At 62.6% G+C, this 15991-nt stretch carries 20 protein-coding genes; 14 read left to right on the top strand and 6 right to left on the bottom strand.

Features of this window, described 5'->3' with window-relative positions; translation table 11 throughout:
* Nucleotides 1–17 precede the first annotated feature (17 nt).
* Both KKY_RS15640 and leuD read right to left on the bottom strand, forming a co-directional pair.
* Nucleotides 18–665, bottom strand: a complete 648-nt coding sequence (locus KKY_RS15640; RefSeq protein ID WP_014132345.1) for a CPBP family intramembrane glutamic endopeptidase — start codon at nt 663–665, stop codon at nt 18–20.
* Nucleotides 666–679: 14 nt separating this feature from the next.
* A complete protein-coding gene (gene leuD, locus KKY_RS15635) occupies nt 680–1285 on the bottom strand; it encodes a 3-isopropylmalate dehydratase small subunit (RefSeq protein ID WP_014132344.1) in 606 nt (201 codons plus the stop codon).
* Nucleotides 1286–1463: 178 nt separating this feature from the next.
* Here leuD and deoD point away from each other — a divergent pair, with 178 nt between their 5' ends.
* Nucleotides 1464–2174 carry a purine-nucleoside phosphorylase gene (gene deoD / locus KKY_RS15630; RefSeq protein WP_014132343.1) on the top strand — a complete coding sequence of 237 codons (711 nt, stop codon included), beginning with the start codon at nt 1464–1466 and terminating at the stop codon, nt 2172–2174.
* Between the two features lie 91 nt (nt 2175–2265).
* On the opposite strand, the gene KKY_RS15625 is transcribed toward deoD, so the two are convergent.
* On the bottom strand, nt 2266–2910 hold the full coding sequence (locus KKY_RS15625) for a carbonic anhydrase (RefSeq protein WP_014132342.1): 645 nt from the start codon (nt 2908–2910) through the stop codon (nt 2266–2268).
* 382 nt (nt 2911–3292) lie between these two features.
* On the opposite strand from KKY_RS15625, the gene KKY_RS15620 reads away from it, so the two are divergent.
* Nucleotides 3293–3502, top strand: coding sequence for a DUF1737 domain-containing protein (locus KKY_RS15620; RefSeq protein WP_014132341.1), 210 nt, complete (start codon nt 3293–3295; stop codon nt 3500–3502).
* Here the strand turns inward: KKY_RS15620 and KKY_RS15615 are convergent.
* Together KKY_RS15615 and KKY_RS15610 are read right to left on the bottom strand one after the other, a co-directional pair.
* Nucleotides 3493–3741: a YdeI/OmpD-associated family protein gene (locus KKY_RS15615; protein WP_014132340.1), complete on the bottom strand. Its 249-nt coding sequence runs from the start codon at nt 3739–3741 to the stop codon at nt 3493–3495. The genes KKY_RS15620 and KKY_RS15615 overlap by 10 nt on opposite strands.
* Nucleotides 3738–4148, bottom strand: a complete 411-nt coding sequence (locus tag KKY_RS15610) for a VOC family protein (RefSeq protein ID WP_014132339.1) — start codon at nt 4146–4148, stop codon at nt 3738–3740. The genes KKY_RS15615 and KKY_RS15610 overlap by 4 nt, the downstream gene beginning before the upstream one ends.
* 82 nt (nt 4149–4230) lie before the next feature.
* Here KKY_RS15610 and KKY_RS19755 point away from each other — a divergent pair, with 82 nt between their 5' ends.
* From KKY_RS19755 to KKY_RS15580, 7 genes are all read left to right on the top strand, one after another.
* Nucleotides 4231–4692, top strand: coding sequence for a MarR family winged helix-turn-helix transcriptional regulator (locus KKY_RS19755; RefSeq protein ID WP_014132338.1), 462 nt, complete (start codon nt 4231–4233; stop codon nt 4690–4692).
* Nucleotides 4693–4803: 111 nt separating this feature from the next.
* Nucleotides 4804–4947 carry a hypothetical protein gene (locus tag KKY_RS20585; protein WP_014132337.1) on the top strand — a complete coding sequence of 48 codons (144 nt, stop codon included), beginning with the start codon at nt 4804–4806 and terminating at the stop codon, nt 4945–4947.
* Nucleotides 4948–5274: 327 nt separating this feature from the next.
* Complete coding sequence (gene sdhC, locus KKY_RS15600; RefSeq protein WP_014132336.1) at nt 5275–5655, top strand: succinate dehydrogenase, cytochrome b556 subunit; 381 nt, start codon at nt 5275–5277, stop codon at nt 5653–5655.
* Between the two features lie 10 nt (nt 5656–5665).
* The gene (gene sdhD / locus KKY_RS15595) at nt 5666–6016 is read left to right on the top strand and encodes a succinate dehydrogenase, hydrophobic membrane anchor protein (protein WP_014132335.1); all 351 of its coding nucleotides are present in this window, start codon (nt 5666–5668) and stop codon (nt 6014–6016) included.
* A gap of 8 nt (nt 6017–6024) precedes the next feature.
* Entirely contained in the window at nt 6025–7824 is a 1800-nt protein-coding gene (sdhA, locus tag KKY_RS15590; protein WP_014132334.1) for a succinate dehydrogenase flavoprotein subunit, read from the top strand.
* A 14-nt stretch (nt 7825–7838) separates the two neighbouring features.
* On the top strand, nt 7839–8624 hold the full coding sequence (locus KKY_RS15585; RefSeq protein WP_014132333.1) for a succinate dehydrogenase iron-sulfur subunit: 786 nt from the start codon (nt 7839–7841) through the stop codon (nt 8622–8624).
* A 72-nt stretch (nt 8625–8696) separates the two neighbouring features.
* Nucleotides 8697–8927, top strand: coding sequence for a hypothetical protein (locus KKY_RS15580; RefSeq protein ID WP_014132332.1), 231 nt, complete (start codon nt 8697–8699; stop codon nt 8925–8927).
* Nucleotides 8928–9248: 321 nt separating this feature from the next.
* Here KKY_RS15580 and KKY_RS15575 read toward each other — a convergent pair whose 3' ends face one another.
* Nucleotides 9249–10532: a DUF2254 domain-containing protein gene (locus KKY_RS15575; protein WP_014132330.1), complete on the bottom strand. Its 1284-nt coding sequence runs from the start codon at nt 10530–10532 to the stop codon at nt 9249–9251.
* Nucleotides 10533–10792: 260 nt separating this feature from the next.
* Here KKY_RS15575 and KKY_RS15570 point away from each other — a divergent pair, with 260 nt between their 5' ends.
* From KKY_RS15570 to sucD, 5 genes are all read left to right on the top strand, one after another.
* The gene (locus KKY_RS15570) at nt 10793–11398 is read left to right on the top strand and encodes an AprI/Inh family metalloprotease inhibitor (protein ID WP_041528830.1); all 606 of its coding nucleotides are present in this window, start codon (nt 10793–10795) and stop codon (nt 11396–11398) included.
* Between the two features lie 14 nt (nt 11399–11412).
* Nucleotides 11413–12561: a cell division protein ZapE gene (zapE, locus tag KKY_RS15565; RefSeq protein ID WP_014132328.1), complete on the top strand. Its 1149-nt coding sequence runs from the start codon at nt 11413–11415 to the stop codon at nt 12559–12561.
* Nucleotides 12562–12821: 260 nt separating this feature from the next.
* Nucleotides 12822–13784: a malate dehydrogenase gene (gene mdh, locus KKY_RS15560; RefSeq protein ID WP_014132327.1), complete on the top strand. Its 963-nt coding sequence runs from the start codon at nt 12822–12824 to the stop codon at nt 13782–13784.
* A gap of 73 nt (nt 13785–13857) precedes the next feature.
* Nucleotides 13858–15048 (top strand): ADP-forming succinate--CoA ligase subunit beta, encoded by a 1191-nt coding sequence (gene sucC / locus KKY_RS15555; RefSeq protein WP_014132326.1) that lies wholly within the window; start codon nt 13858–13860, stop codon nt 15046–15048.
* 30 nt (nt 15049–15078) lie between these two features.
* Complete coding sequence (gene sucD / locus KKY_RS15550) at nt 15079–15981, top strand: succinate--CoA ligase subunit alpha (protein ID WP_014132325.1); 903 nt, start codon at nt 15079–15081, stop codon at nt 15979–15981.
* Nucleotides 15982–15991 lie beyond the last annotated feature (10 nt).

Genomic DNA, 15991 nt, shown 5'->3' with positions numbered 1-15991 from the left:
GTGAGTGGGCACGGGTATCAGACCCAGCCGTTCTCCACGTTGAGGGCGGAAAACGCAAAAAAGTTGGTGCCCACATGGGCAAGGCTGATCCAGCCGATGGCACGCGTGCGCCATGCAATAAGGCTCCAGAACAGCCCCAGCCCCGCCGCGCCGCCGATCAGCGCAGCCGGGCCACTGGGATAGACGGTGCCTGCGGCCATCGCCAAAGGCACATGCCAAAGCGTAAACAGCACCCAACTGATGGCAAACCCGACAACGGGCCGGTCCGCGAACACTTCGATCACTGTCCCGCGCCAAGCGGCCTCCTCCAGCACACCATTGACCAGCGCCATGGCGCCCGCGATCGCCAGTGCCACGAGGGTGAGCGCACCGACAACGGGTACAAATGCCCCGATCGCCACCGCCAGAACCTGTACGCCGATGGCGAACGGAATCCAGCGATCTCGGCTCTCAAGGGTCAGGCTGAACAGAGCCCGGCGCCGATGGGCCGGCACAAAGATGAAAAATACCGGCAGACAGAACCCGACCCAATACAGCACTAGAGTTCCACCATATCCGGCAAAGGGCGGCACCAGCGGGGTGAGCGTGGGGACCATCACCGCCAGCACCAGCGTCAATGCGATCCCCGCCGATATAAAGCCGATCTGGGGACTGGTGAGCGACATCGGCATCGGGCCCTTTATACCCAAGGCCTGTCTTCGGCCAATTTGCTTTCGAAACCGCCGATGGTCTCGTCTTTCTTGAGCGTCATGGCGATGTCGTCGAGCCCTTCGAGCAGCACCTGCTTGCGACCCGGGTCGATATCGAATGTGATCGTGCCGCCATCGGGGCCGGAAATCGTCTGGTTTTCCAGATCGACGGTCAGCGTGGCGTTCGAGCCGCGATCGGCGTCGTCGAGCAGCATTTCGAGCTGTTGGGGGGTGACGACGATGGGCAGGATGCCGTTCTTGAAGCAGTTATTGTAGAAAATGTCGGCAAAGCTCGTGGAGATGACGCATTTGATGCCGAAATCGAGCAGCGCCCAGGGGGCGTGTTCGCGCGACGATCCGCAGCCGAAATTGTCGCCGGCGATGACGATTTTGGAGGCGCGGTAGGCGGGCTTGTTGAGAACGAAATCTGCCTTTTCGCTGCCATCCTCATTGTAGCGCATCTCGGCGAACAGCGCCGTGCCCAGACCGGTGCGCTTGATGGTCTTGAGATATTGTTTGGGGATGATCATGTCGGTGTCGATATTGATGATCGGCATGGGCGCGGCAACGCCCGTCAATGTCGTGAACTTGTCCATGACTTTATCTCCCACACAGGCGCCGGTCCGTCGCGCGAGGCGCAACCGTACCCGGCGGTACGATTTGGCTCGTCTGTCTCTAATGCAATCGCGCCCGCTTGCCAAGCAGGCTCGGCCCATTGCACGGGCCAAGGCCGCAAAGTATGGTGCGCGCCAGATTTTGACCAAAGGATAAAAGATGACTCCGCACAACCATGCCAAGCCCGGCGATTACGCGGAAGCCGTACTTCTGCCCGGCGACCCGCTGCGTGCCAAATGGATTGCCGAGACGTTTCTGAGCGATGCGAAACTGGTCAATTCGGTGCGCAATTGCCTGGGGTTCACCGGCACCTGGAACGGCGAGCCCGTTTCGGTGCAGGCGACCGGCATGGGCCAGCCCTCCACCGCGATTTATGTGCATGAGCTTTTAAACACTTATGGCGTCAAGACCATGATCCGGGTGGGCACCTGCGGCGGGCTGAACACCAAGGTCAAGGTGCGCGACGTGGTGATCGGGGCGTCGGCGGCCACCGATTCCACGATCGTTACGGGTGCGTTCGGGAACTACAATTATGCGCCCGCCGCCGATTTCTCCCTGTTGCGGGCCGCCGACGACGCAGCACGGGCCAAGGGCAAGACCGTGCATGTGGGCGGGATCGTCTCCTCCGACATCTTCTACCATCCCTCCGGGCTCGAGGCTTACGGCAGGCTGATCGAACACGGGGTGCTGGGCGTCGAGATGGAAGCGGCAACGCTTTATACGCTGGCCGCGCGGTTCGGGGCGAAGGCGCTGACCATCTGCACCATGACCGATTGCCTGATCACCGGCGACGAGATCGACGCCGAAGCGCGCCAGACATCGCTGAGCGATATGGTGGAGATTGCGCTGGACGTGGCGGTTGGGGGGTGAACCGTCCGGATCGGCTATTGTCTTTGAGCGTACTGGTTCCCGGGTCAAGCCCGGGATGACGCGGTGGGAAAGGGATGGCTTTGCCTTCCGGCTAAAGCTCGGGCCGCATGAAGTCGCCGCTTTCCCCGTTCATCGTCCAGAGTTCACCCGAGGAAATGTCGAACCACGCGCCGTGCAGCGAAAGTGCGCCGGCCTCGACGCGCTCCTTGACGAAGGGGAAAGTCATGAGGTTGCCGATCGACTGCCGGATGACGATGCGTTCGAGCGCCGTCTGCTGCTCGGAGGAGGTGAGGAGCGAATTGGCCTCGACCTTGCCGGCCACCTCTTCGATCATGGTCAGCCATTTGCCGATGAAGGCGCCTTCGGGCGCATGACCCGCCGCGGTGGCCAATGCCCCGGCAATGCCGCCGCAACGGCCATGGCCCATGACCACGATATTTTCGACCTTTAAATGAATGATCGCGAACTCGATGGCCGAGGATGTGCCGTGATAGGCGGCGTCCGGGCCGAAGGGCGGCACAAGGTTGGCGACGTTGCGCAGGACGAAAAGCTGGCCCGGCCCGGCATCGAATATGGTTTCGGGCGCGGCCCGGGAATCGCAGCAGGCAATCACCATTGTCGTGGGCTTCTGGCCCTCGTCGGCCAGCTTCCTGTAGCGCTGGCTCTCGGTCGCATAGCGCCCCGACATGAAGTTGCGGTAGCCCTCGATCAGGAAGGGCGGGAATTGCTGCGTCATGCTCGCATCCTTTATTACTGTATCCGCACCTGCCGATTAGCCCCTGACGCGGCCAAGATCAATCGCCCGGAGCGAGATCAGAAAAAGTTGCAGACTTTTTCGGTTCGATCTCGCGACCATTGGGGACCGGCGAGATCAGAAAAAGTTGCAGACTTTTTCGATTCGATTTCGCGACCAATGAGGATCAGCGAGATCAGAAAAAGTTGCAGACCTTTTTCGGTTCGATCTCGCGACCAAGGGGGATCAGCGAGATCAGAAAAAGTTGCAGACTTTTTCGGTTCGACATCGCGACAAAATAAAAACGTGCGTCCGATTGAGATTCAAATAAGCCGGCGGGGGCCCTATGGTGCCGGTCCGAATACCAATGGAGAAGTTTGATCCCATGATGATCTATCGTTTTTTGTCGGGCGACGACGATTCCGCCTTCTGCCACAAGGTGACCAAGGCGCTCTCGGAAGGCTGGCTGCTTTACGGCGCCCCCCACTATGTCTTTGATGCCGCGACGGGCACAATGCGCTGTGGCCAGGCGGTGACAAAAGAGGTCGAGGACCAGCCCTACGATCCGGACAAGAAACTGGTCGATTACGTCTGACCGCGCCATTTCATGGCCATATAGACGCCGCCCCGTGCCAGTTCGTCGAGCATCCGGGCGATCCGTCTTTCGCGCGTGGCGGGGCGCCGGGCGCGGGCGATCCAGCCCAGATAGTCATTGCGCTGATAGGCGGGCCGGGCATCATAGGCCGCGCGCAGCCCGCCGCTGTCCAGCCGGGCCGCGACATCGTCGGGCATGGTCTGGATCGGGCGGGTCAGCCGGGCGGTATCGGTGCTCATGGCATATCGGGGGTGATGGCTACCGATGCCGCGTTGCGCTGGTGCGGGCCGTGCCAGACCGCCTCGATATTGTTGCCATCGGGATCGAGAATGAAGCAGGCATAATAGCCCGGGTGATAGGGCCGTTCGCCCGGCGCGCCGTTGTCGGTGCCCCCGGCCTCAAGCGACGCTGCGTGAAAGGCCCGCACCATCTCGGGGCCGTCGGTCTGGAACGCCAGATGCACCCTGGTGACATAGGTATCGGCGGCATCGACGAACAATTCGTCCGATACGAAGAACGCGTCGGTCTCAAAGGTCAGCTCGCGGCCCAGCGCGCCGAGTGCGGCGCGGTAGAAATCCCGGCTCTTTTCGAGGTCTTTCACGCGCAGATGAACATGATCGATAAGGCGGCCGCGGTGAAGCTCCATTATGAGCACTCCGATCTTGCGGTGTTGTCGATAGTATATAGCTATGCTAACAGTTAGCAATGCTAATTGAAAGGGAAAATGCGTGACCCAATCCCATAAGTCGCGGGCCCTGCAATTGCTCCATCGCACGGTGCTGCCGCTCGACAGGGCGCTGCAGGCTGCGGACCGCCAGACCGGGTGCAGCGCCGCCCAGCTTTCGGCGCTTTCGGTGATCCATTTCTTGAGGGCCAACACCATCGGCCGGTTGGCGGCACAGGAAAAGATATCGGTCCCCACGGCCTCCCGGCTCGTCGAGGGGCTGGTGCGCCAGGGGTTGGCGCGGCGTCTTGCCGGGCCGGACCGCCGCTCGGGCCGTCTCGAAATCACCGAAAAGGGATTGGCCGCCGTCGATGCGGCCTGCGCGGCGCGCGAGGCCATTCTGGCCGGATTGCTCGAAGGGTTGAGCGAAGCGGAGTGGCTGGAGCTGCGGAGCGTGGCCGGCGCCCTGGCGCGGGAATTGAACGTGGGACCGGAGGCGGTCCAGCCCGATTCGGACCCAAGGTGACATCAAAAAGCCGCCCTTGCGCGGCGTAATCGGCCGCCGGCCAGATTTTCCAGGGAGGCGAGGATTCCCACCGACAGTGTTTCGCTCATCGTCATCGGCGCCATTGCGCTGGTGGCCTTCTGGCTTGTCTTTTCGCTGGTCAGAAAGCTGTTCGGGCTGGTGCTGCTGGCCGCTCTGGCCGTCGCTGCCTGGGTGCTCTGGAGCAATCCGCACCTGCTCGCATGGGTCACCGGCGGGCTTTTCGGCCCGACCTAGCCGGCATCGGGACCCGCAAGCGCATTTTTTTGCTCTTTGTTGCGCTCGCCGGGGCCGGGAAAGGGCTGCTTTACGTTAAAGGTAAACCTGGCTGACATTTCCCCGCTCCTGCCACGACTTAGCCATCGCCGTCCTGGGTCGGACCAAAATATGACCTTTAAAGTCAATATTTTAGCCGGCTTCGCCTTGGCCTTTTTCCGACCAAAGACGTAAGCGCGGCCCTTTGACGAATGGGGAAAGCGCGATTAGAAGTTGGCCCCAGGTTTTCTGCCGGGCAACCGGCGCTGTGTGCCCGGCGGTTCCGCGCGGGCCAGATCGAGGCAGACAATGGCGCAATTCCGACCGACGTCCCCGCATCTTTCCGTCTATCGCTTCACCCTCACCATGACGCTTTCGATCCTGCATCGCGTGCTGGGGATCGGGCTGTATCTGGGCACCGTGCTGTTTGCCCTGTGGCTGGGGGCCGCGGCGCTGGGGCAGGACCAGCTTTCGGCGGTGCAGGGGTTCTTCGGCCATCCGATCATCCAGATCGGGCTGTTCCTCTACACCTGGACGCTGTTCCATCACATGGCCGGCGGGCTCAAGCATTTCGTCTGGGACACCGGGGCGGGGTTCGATGCGGCCAGCCGCGAGGCCATCACGCTTGCCACGCTGGTTTTCTCGATTGTGGCCACGGTCCTTGTCTGGGCCGTGTTCGTCTGGTTCTAGGGGGACGGCAATGCAGACCAATCCGAAAGAAAAAGGCACCGGCGCGTTCATTCTCCAGCGCGTCACCGGCGCGAGCAACATCGTGCTTGTCGGGTTCTTGATCTGGCTGGTCGTTTCGCTTGCGGGCGCCGACCGGGCGCAAATGACGGCGACCTTCGCCAATCCGCTGGTTTCCATCCTCGCCATCGTCCTGTTCGCCGTCGCCTTCATCCATATGCGCAACGGCATGAACGAAGTGATCGAGGATTACATCCACGAGCCGCGCAATCACTCGCTGGCCAAGGCGGCCAACACCATTTTCACCGTGATCGTGGGCATCGTCGCGCTGGTCTCGGTTCTCGTCCTCGCCTTCGGAGGTTAATTTCGCTCATGGCTTCGGCTTACCAAATCATCGACCACGCCTATGACGTCGTGGTGGTCGGCGCCGGCGGCGCGGGACTGCGCGCCACGCTGGGCATGGCCGAGCAGGGCTTTTCGACAGCCTGCGTCACAAAGGTGTTCCCCACCCGCTCGCACACGGTCGCGGCGCAGGGCGGCATCGCCGCCTCGCTCCAGAACATGGGCCCCGATAGCTGGCAGTGGCATATGTACGATACCGTCAAGGGGTCGGACTGGCTGGGCGACAATGACGCCATGGAATATCTGGCGCGCGAGGCGCCCGCCGCGATCTACGAGCTCGAACATTACGGCGTGCCCTTTTCGCGCACCGAAGAGGGCAAGATCTACCAGCGCCCGTTTGGCGGCCACATGACCGAATATGGCGAAGGCCCCCCGGTGCAGCGCACCTGCGCCGCCGCCGACCGCACCGGCCATGCCATCCTGCACACGCTTTACGGCCAATCGCTGCGCAACAATGCCGAGTTCTTCGTCGAATATTTCGCGCTCGACCTCATCATGGGCGAGAACGGCGAATGTCAGGGCGTCATCGCCTGGAAGCTCGACGACGGCACCATCCACCGCTTCCGCGCCAAGATGGTGGTGCTGGCCACCGGCGGGTACGGGCGCGCCTATTTCTCGGCCACGTCGGCCCACACCTGCACCGGCGATGGCAACGGCATGGTGGCCCGCGCCGGCCTGCCGCTCCAGGATATGGAATTCGTCCAGTTCCACCCCACCGGCATTTACGGCTCGGGCTGCCTGATCACCGAGGGCGCACGCGGGGAGGGCGGCTATCTGGTCAATTCGGAAGGCGAGCGCTTCATGGAGCGCTATGCTCCCAACGCCAAGGACCTGGCCAGCCGCGACGTCGTTTCGCGCTGCATGACCATGGAAATCCGCGAGGGGCGGGGTGTGGGCGCCAAGGGCGACCATATCTTCCTGCACCTCGACCATCTCGATCCCGCCGTGCTCCATGAGCGCCTGCCGGGCATTTCGGAATCGGCGAAGATCTTTGCCGGGGTCGATCTCACCCGCGAGCCGATCCCGGTCATCCCCACCGTTCACTACAATATGGGCGGCATCCCGGCCAATTATCACGGTGAAGTGCTCAACCCCACCGAGGCCGATCCCGACCGGGTCGTCCCGGGGCTGATGGCGGTGGGCGAAGCGGCCTGCGCCTCGGTGCACGGCGCCAACCGGCTGGGTTCGAACTCGCTGACCGATCTCGTGGTGTTCGGCCGCGCCGCCGCGCTGCGGGCCGGTGAGGTGATGGACAGAACTGCACCGATCCCGGCGATCAACGCCGCCCAGGACGACAAGATCCTCGCCCGGTTCGACCGGCTGCGCAACGCCAATGGCACTTCCCCGACCGCCAGGCTGCGCGACAAGATGCAGCGCGCCATGCAGGAAGACGCCGCCGTGTTCCGCACCCAGGAAACGCTCGAAGCCGGCTGCAAGCGGATTTCCGACATCTGGGCCGAACTTGCCGACATCAAGGTCACCGACCGTTCGATGATCTGGAATTCGGACCTTGTGGAAACCCTCGAGCTTGAAAACCTCATGGCCAACGCGATCACCACGGTCTATTCGGCCGAGGCGCGCAAGGAGAGCCGCGGCGCCCACGCCCGCGAGGATTTCGCCGACCGCGACGACGTCAACTGGCGCAAGCACACGCTGAGCTGGGTGAATGATGCGGGCAAGGTGACGCTCGGCTACCGCCCGGTCCACGTCGATCCTTTGACCGATGGCATCGATCTCAAAAAGATCGCGCCCAAGGCCCGCGTTTACTAAGGAGCGAACGACAAATGGCTGAACTCGTCCTCGACAAACGCTCCCGCCCCAAAAAGGGCAAGACCTGGCCCAAGCCGGAGGGCGCCACCCGGCTGCGTGAATACAGGGTCTATCGCTACGATCCCGACACGGGCGATAATCCGCGCATCGACACCTATTTCGTCGATCTCGACGATTGCGGCCCGATGATTCTCGACGCGCTGTTGTGGATCAAGAACACTATCGATCCCACCCTCACCCTGCGCCGCTCGTGCCGCGAGGGGATTTGCGGGTCGTGCGCCATGAACATCGACGGCGCCAATACGCTGGCCTGCACCAAGGGCATGGACGAGGTTTCGTCCGGCGCGATCGCGGTCTATCCGCTGCCACATATGCCGGTGGTCAAGGACCTGGTGCCCGATCTTTCGACATTTTACGAACAGCACAAATCGGTGCAGCCCTGGCTGCAGACCAAGACGCCGACCCCCGACACCGAATGGCTGCAGACCAAGGAAGATCGCGCCAAGCTCGACGGGCTTTACGAGTGCATATTGTGCGCGTGCTGTTCGACCTCGTGCCCGTCCTATTGGTGGAATGGCGAAAAATATCTCGGCCCGGCCGTGCTGTTGCAGGCCTATCGCTGGCTGATCGACAGCCGCGACGAAGCCACCTCGGAACGCCTCGACGACCTCGAAGACCCCTTCAAGCTCTATCGCTGCCACACCATCATGAACTGCGCCAAGGTCTGCCCCAAGGGGCTCAACCCGGCCAAGGCGATCGCCGAAATCAAGAAGATGATGGTCGAACGCAAGGTGGCCTGAACCCTGCCGATTCTGATACATTAGAGGGGTCCGGGGCTTTTCCCGGGCCCTTTTGTTTTGAGGATGCCGGCCATGACCGATTACGAAACGATCCTTTATGTCGAACGCGAATCGGTGGCCCGGCTCATGGTCACCGCCCTTCGCGCCCACGGGTTCACCCCGCGCGAAATCGCCGATGGCGGCCTGCCGGGCATAGGAACGGGGCTGACGGGCAAGGGGCTGGCCATCGCCGTTCCCACCCACGAGGCACGCGACGCCCAGCCTCTGGCCGAAGCGCTGCTCAAAGACATGATCGCGCGCTAGAGCCGTTCAGGATTTGATTGAATCAAATCCTTGGCTCTAAGCCTTTGTTTTATCGCGTGTCCGAACCGCAAAACCGTTTCCATCCCCGATCGCGTCGAGGACATGCTTTTGCTGGACACGCTCTAGCGCCGCTTGCAGCGATCCCATTGGGCAACGCCGCTGCCGCTTTCCCCACCCTGTCACCCCGGGCTTGACCCGGGGCCCAGCACACTCAACGCCAGAGACAAAGCCACCGACTCTGCCGCTTACTGGATCCCGAGTCTTCGCCCGGGATGACCAGGATGGAGACAACGTGGTTTGAGCACGTGTTCGCGCAACACCTCACTCCGCCGCCTTTTCCTTGAGCCAGTCCACCATGGTTTGCGGCAGTTGGTGGTTGTCCACGTCGCGCGCCATCACCTTGCGCCATTTGGCGATCGTTTCGCGCGCGTCGTCCTGACGGCTGACGCGGTCGAACAGGATCAAGAGCTCGATCAGCCTTTCGGTGGCCAGGGTATCGGTGCGCATGGCCGGCAGCAGGGCGGGCACGATCAGATCGAGGTAATGGGTCAGTCCCAGATCGGGCCGCCTGAGCGCGGCGCGGCCGTCCTCGGTAAACAGAACGCGCGGCACCCCCTCGGAGCGGACGAGCGGCAGCAGGGCTCCGCTCATATGATCGATCGCCGCAACGGCGGTGTTGGGGTCGTTGATGCCGGGCGAGAGCCCACGCAGCGCTATGTCGATCAGGGCGCGTGCCTCATAGGTCGCTTCCTGAAGCACGTCGCGGCGCGGCCCGAGTGTAAAGCATTTGGCCAGCGCGCCGACATCGGGGGCTGGGCCTTCCACATGGGCCATGGGCATGGCTTCGCCCACATAGTCGTCGACCCGCAAATCGATCACCAGCCGCAAGCCTCCGGTCTGGAGAATGTCGAGCAGCCGGTCATAGGCGATATGGCGGATATAGCCGCTTGAGGGCGCCGGGACGGGCGTGCCCGCAAATCCCTCGAACTCGGCAACATGGCGGTTGGCCCGGGCGATGTCGCAGGTCTGAGCCTTGCGGGCCACCCGGCCGATGGCCCTGGCAAACCGTCTGCCCAGATCGGCGACGATAACGTCGGCCTGGATGGCCAGCGCCATGTGATGGACGAAATAGATCACGAGCCCGAACGCGCCGGTGGCGATGACGATGGTGGCGGCGACCGCAAGGTCGGGCACGAAACCGTCATCGAGCTCGCTCACCTCGCCCAGCACCACGAGCGCAAACAGGAACACCCCGACAAAGGCGCCGAGAACCAGTTGGGTGGCCCTATCCTCCATGAACATCATCAGGACGCGCGGGCCGAGCTGGCTTGAAAGCTGGGTCAGCCCCACAAAGGTCAGCGAAAAGACCAGCGAAGCCATTGTCATCATGCCGCCGGCGATTGTCGTGAGGACCGCGCGTGCCCCTTCCGGACCGAACCGGGGATAAAAGGATTGCTCGCGCAGCCCCGACAGGGCGTCCAGAGCGTCGATGAACACGAAAAGATTGCCCAATGCGAGACCGGCCAGCGCCATGAGCAGGGGCACGAACCAGAAGCTGCCGGCAATCGAGGTCATCAAAGATTTGGCGTGGACGTAAAATGCCATCCGGTCTTCCTTGTTACGCGTCCGCCACGGGGAGCGGACCGATCTTGTCCCACAACCGCCATATTGGCCACAATAGTTAACGGCGAACCCCTCGGAGCGGTCCGGAGGGCTTGAGTTGTGAGCGCTGCCGCCTTAAAGCGGATGGGTCAGGCCGCCGGCAGCGCCGTTGGAACGGTACGGAACGCATTGCGTTCCCGCAAATCCCGTCCGGGCCGAAACATGGAGCTGTTATGGTTGGAACTCTCACACGATCACTCGCAATGACGATGGTCATCGGCGCCACCGGCATACTCGCCGCCTGTTCGCCGACCTCGTTCGGCCGGTCGACACCGACAGTCACCGCCACGCCACCGGCGCCCACGCTTCAGCCTGTGCAGACCGGGGCGGTTTCCACCTCCGATCTGCCCCCCATCGACGGATCGACCGTGCTGCCGGAAAATTCCCCCTCGACCACCGGCACGCCCACCGTGCCGGGCAATACGGCATCGCTGGACGGCAGCAATTCGACAAGCTCGCCCGGCTTTCTGCTCGACGATGTGGGCAGTCCGGGCAACACCACGGGCGGCCGCAATCTGACGGGCAGCGTCACCATCGAGCAGCTTCTGGGCGGTTGGACCATGATGGTCGGCGCCGAACAATGCCGCCTCAACCTCACCTACACGGCCAAGGGCTCCACCGGCCGCTACCGGGCCTCGACGCCGGGTTGTCTTGTCGAGGGCCTGACCGAAGTGACCTCGTGGAACCTGCTGGGCAACCAGATCCAGCTCTATAACGAGGCCGACGAATTGGTGGGCACCCTGTTCCAGAGCGGAAACAGGTTCGTGGGCACGCTGGCCGGCGGGCAGCCGGTTTCCATGGTCGGTTAACCGGGTTTGAGGGCTTGACCGGGACCGAAGGGGCATCGGGCTCCATTGTCGATGCGTATGCCGACATGATCGTCGCCGGGCAGGTCAAGCCCGACGCGGCGCAAAAGCGTGCAGTCGAAAAACTCCAGCGCGTTGCCGAGGGACTCGAACGGCTCGAAGCGCGCTCGGGTTCGGTCATTGCCTCGCTGTTCAAGCGCCGCCGCGAAGCGCCGAAGGGCCTTTACATCTGGGGCGATGTGGGCCGGGGCAAGACCATGCTCATGGATCTGTTTTTCAAAACCGTCCCGGTCGCCGCCAAACGGCGCGTGCATTTCCACGAATTCATGAACGAGGTGCACGAGGCGATCGCCAAGTTCCGTTCAGAAAATCCCGGGACCAAGGGGTCTCGCGATCCCATTCCGGCGGTGGCGCGGCCCATCACCCGCTCGGTGCGGCTTTTGTGTTTCGACGAGTTCTTCGTTTCCGACATCACCGACGCCATGCTGCTTTCCCGGCTGTTCGAAATCCTGTTTGCCGATGGGGTCGTGGTGGTGGCCACCTCCAACATCCCGCCCGAAAAACTCTATTGGAACGGGCTTAACCGCCAGCTTTTCGAGCCTTTCATCGATCTGCTCACCGCGCATGCGGATGTGTTCAACCTCGATGCGGACACCGATTACCGGCGCGAAAAACTCGACGCGCAGGACGTGTACAGGATCGGCAACGGCCCGGAGACGGACGCCCAGATGGATGCGCTGTTTGGCCATTTGACCGGCGGGGCGGAGCCCAGGCCCGATGCCGTTGAAAGTCTTGGCCGTGTCATTACCGTGCCCGCTCAGGCCATGGGCGTCGCGCGCTTTAATTTCGCCGATCTGTGCGAACGCCCGCTCGGCGCGCGCGATTACCTCAAGCTCGCCAACCGCTTCCACACGCTGATGATCGATCATGTGCCGGTGTTTTCGCGGTTGAAATCGGACGCTTCGAAACGCTTCATCCTGCTCGTCGACACCCTCTACGATCGCGGGGTCAAGCTCGCCGCCAGCTTTGCCGCCCCGCTCGACGATCTCGCCCAGGACGAGAGGACCCGGTTCGAGTTCGCGCGCTGCCTGTCCCGGCTGGAAGAAATGCGCTCGGCCGATTACATCGCCCAACCCCTGCGCACCGGTTCAGGTCAGCCTTCCTGACTTAATTGACGTAGCGGGGAAAGTCTTGAACTTGGTCCGTCTCTCTCCTTTCTCCCTTCCCATTGTCATCCCGGACCTGATCAGGGATCCAGTACCCCCAGCCTCGCCGCATTGCACCTCCGGCCGCTTCGGCGCCGGAGGTTGGCGCTCCTTCCAAACAATCCTTGATCGTTAGACGAAGGGTTCACTTGCGTCCAAAGGTCACAAGGTCTATGGAGGGCGCGAGGAAAACGTTACTTTACCTATAGGGAAACTTGCTCATGGCGCGTAAGAAAATCGCTCTGATCGGTGCCGGTCAGATCGGGGGGACACTCGCACATCTGGTGGCGCTCAAGGAACTTGGCGACGTCATGCTGTTCGATATCGTTGACGGCGTGCCGCAGGGCAAGGCGCTCGATCTGGCCCAGTCCGGCCCGGTCGAAGGGTATAATTCCACCCTCAAGGGCACGTCCGAATACAAGGACATCGAAGGCGCCGACGTGGTCATCGTCACCGCCGGCGTGCCGCGCAAGCCGGGCATGAGCCGCGACGACCTTCTGGAAATCAATTTGAAAGTCATGGAACAGGTCGGCGCGGGCATTTCCAAATACGCCCCCGACGCGTTCGTGATCTGCATCACCAATCCGCTCGACGCCATGGTCTGGGCGCTGCAGAAATTCTCCGGCCTTCCGGCCGAGAAGGTCGTCGGCATGGCGGGCGTCCTCGACAGCGCGCGCTTCCGCCACTTCATCGCCGACGAGCTCAACGTCTCGGTCCAGGACGTCACTGCGTTCGTCATGGGTGGCCATGGCGATACCATGGTGCCCTTGGCCCGCTATTCCACAGTTGCCGGCATCCCGCTCCCCGACATGGTCAAGATGGGCTGGATGAGCAAGGACAAGCTCGACGAAATCATCCAGCGCACCCGCGATGGCGGCGCCGAGATCGTGGGCCTGCTCAAGACCGGCTCGGCCTTTTACGCCCCCGCCGCTTCGGCCGTCGAGATGGCCGAATGCTACCTCAAGGACAAGAAGCGTATCCTGCCCTGCGCCGCGCACCTGACCGGCCAGTTCGGCCTGTCGGACACCTATGTCGGCGTTCCGGTGGTGATCGGTGCGGGTGGCGTCGAGCGGATCGTCGAGATCGAGCTCAACGCGTCCGAAAAGAAGATGTTCGACGCTTCGGTCCAATCGGTCGACGGGCTGGTCGAGGCCTGCAAGAAGATCGCGCCGAAACTGGCGTAACCGATCCGGCCCGGAGGTTCCGCCTCCGGGCTTTTCCCTTTCTGCCGAACGTTAAAAAAGGTTCGAACCTGCAATGAACATTCACGAATACCAGGCCAAGGAACTGCTCAAGGGCTACGGCGCCCCGGTCGCCAAGGGCGTGGCCATCATGAGTGCCGAGGAGGCCGAAGCGGCTGCAAAATCGCTTCCCGGCCCGCTTTATGTGGTCAAGTCCCAGATCCACGCCGGCGGGCGCGGCAAGGGCAAGTTCAAGGAACTCGGGCCCGACGCCAAGGGCGGCGTGCGGCTCGCCAAGTCGATCGACGAGGTCGTGGCCAATGTTCGTGACATGCTCGGCAACACCCTTGTCACCGCCCAGACCGGCGATGCGGGCAAGCAGGTCAACCGCCTCTATATCGAGGACGGCGCCGATATCGATCGTGAGCTCTACTGCTCGCTGCTGGTCGACCGCTCGGTCGGCAAGGTGGCGTTCGTTGTGTCCACCGAAGGCGGCATGGACATCGAGCAGGTCGCCCACGACACGCCCGAAAAGATCGTCACCGTCGCCATCGATCCCGAAGCGGGCGTCAGCGCCGCCAACGTGACCGAGATTTCGAGCGCTCTCAAACTCGAGGGTGCTGCCGCCGAGGACGCCAAGTCCCTCTTTCCGGCGCTCTACAAGGCGTTCGTCGAAAAAGACATGGCGCTGCTCGAAATCAACCCGCTGATCGTGATGACCGACGGCCATCTGCGCGTTCTCGATGCCAAGGTCTCTTTCGACGGCAACGCCCTGTTCCGCCATTCCGACATCGTCGCCCTGCGCGACGAGACCGAGGAAGACGCCAAGGAAATCGAAGCGTCCAAATGGGACCTGGCCTATGTGCCCATGGACGGCAATATCGGCTGCATGGTCAATGGCGCCGGGCTTGCCATGGCGACCATGGACATCATCCATCTCTACGGCAAGGAGCCGGCGAACTTCTGTGACGTGGGCGGCGGCGCCAGCAAGGAAAAGGTCGCGGCGGCCTTCAAGATCATCACCGCCGACCCCAAGGTCGAGGGCATTCTGGTCAATATCTTCGGCGGCATCATGAAGTGCGACGTGATCGCCGAGGGCGTCGTCGCCGCCGTCAAGGAAGTGGGCCTGACCATTCCGCTGGTCGTGCGCCTCGAAGGCACCAATGTCGAACTGGGCAAGAAGATCCTCAACGAATCGGGGCTGGCGATCACCGCCGCCGACGATCTCGATGACGCCGCCCAGAAGATCGTTGCGGCGGTCGCTTAAAGCCCGAACAGACAGGATTTAGCCAAAGACATGTCCATTCTCGTTGACAAGAACACCAAGATCCTCGTCCAGGGCCTGACCGGCAAGACGGGGACCTTCCACACCGAACAGGCGCTCGCCTATTACGGCACCCAGATGGTCGGCGGTATCCACCCCAAAAAGGGCGGAGAAACCTGGTCGGGCGCCGGCGGGGAACAGCTTCCCATCTTTGCGACCGTCGCCGAGGGCAAGGAAAAGACCGGCGCGGACGCTTCGGTCATCTATGTGCCCCCCGCGGGCGCGGCCGATGCCATCATCGAGGCGATCGAAGCGGAAATCCCGTTCATCACATGCATCACCGAGGGCATCCCGGTGTCCGACATGGTGCGGGTGAAGGCGCGCCTCGACCGCTCCAATTCGCGTCTGCTCGGCCCCAACTGCCCCGGCATCCTCACCCCGGAAGAATGCAAGATCGGCATCATGCCCGGTTCGATCTTCCGCAAGGGCTCGGTGGGCATTGTGTCGCGCTCGGGCACGCTTACATATGAAGCCGTGTTCCAGACCACAAATGAAGGCCTTGGCCAGACCACGGCGGTCGGCATCGGCGGCGATCCGGTCAAGGGCACCGAATTCATCGACGTGCTCGAAATGTTCCTGGCCGACGACGCCACGCAATCGATCATCATGATCGGCGAAATCGGCGGCTCGGCCGAAGAAGACGCCGCCCAGTTCCTGATCGACGAAGCCAAGAAGGGTCGTTCGAAACCCATGGCCGGGTTCATCGCGGGCCGCACCGCACCCAAGGGCAAGACCATGGGTCACGCGGGTGCCGTGGTCTCGGGCGGCAAGGGCGACGCGGAATCGAAAATCGCCGCAATGGAAGCGGCGGGCATCAAGGTCTCGCCCTCGCCGGCGCGTCTGGGCACCACGCTGGTCGAGGTCCTCAAGGGCTGATCGAAGGCGA

The organism is Pelagibacterium halotolerans B2, from assembly GCF_000230555.1.
GTDB classification, from domain to species: Bacteria; Pseudomonadota; Alphaproteobacteria; order Rhizobiales; family Devosiaceae; genus Pelagibacterium; species Pelagibacterium halotolerans.
Note: the sequence above shows the minus strand (reverse complement) of the source record. Positions and strands in the feature narration are given on the sequence as shown.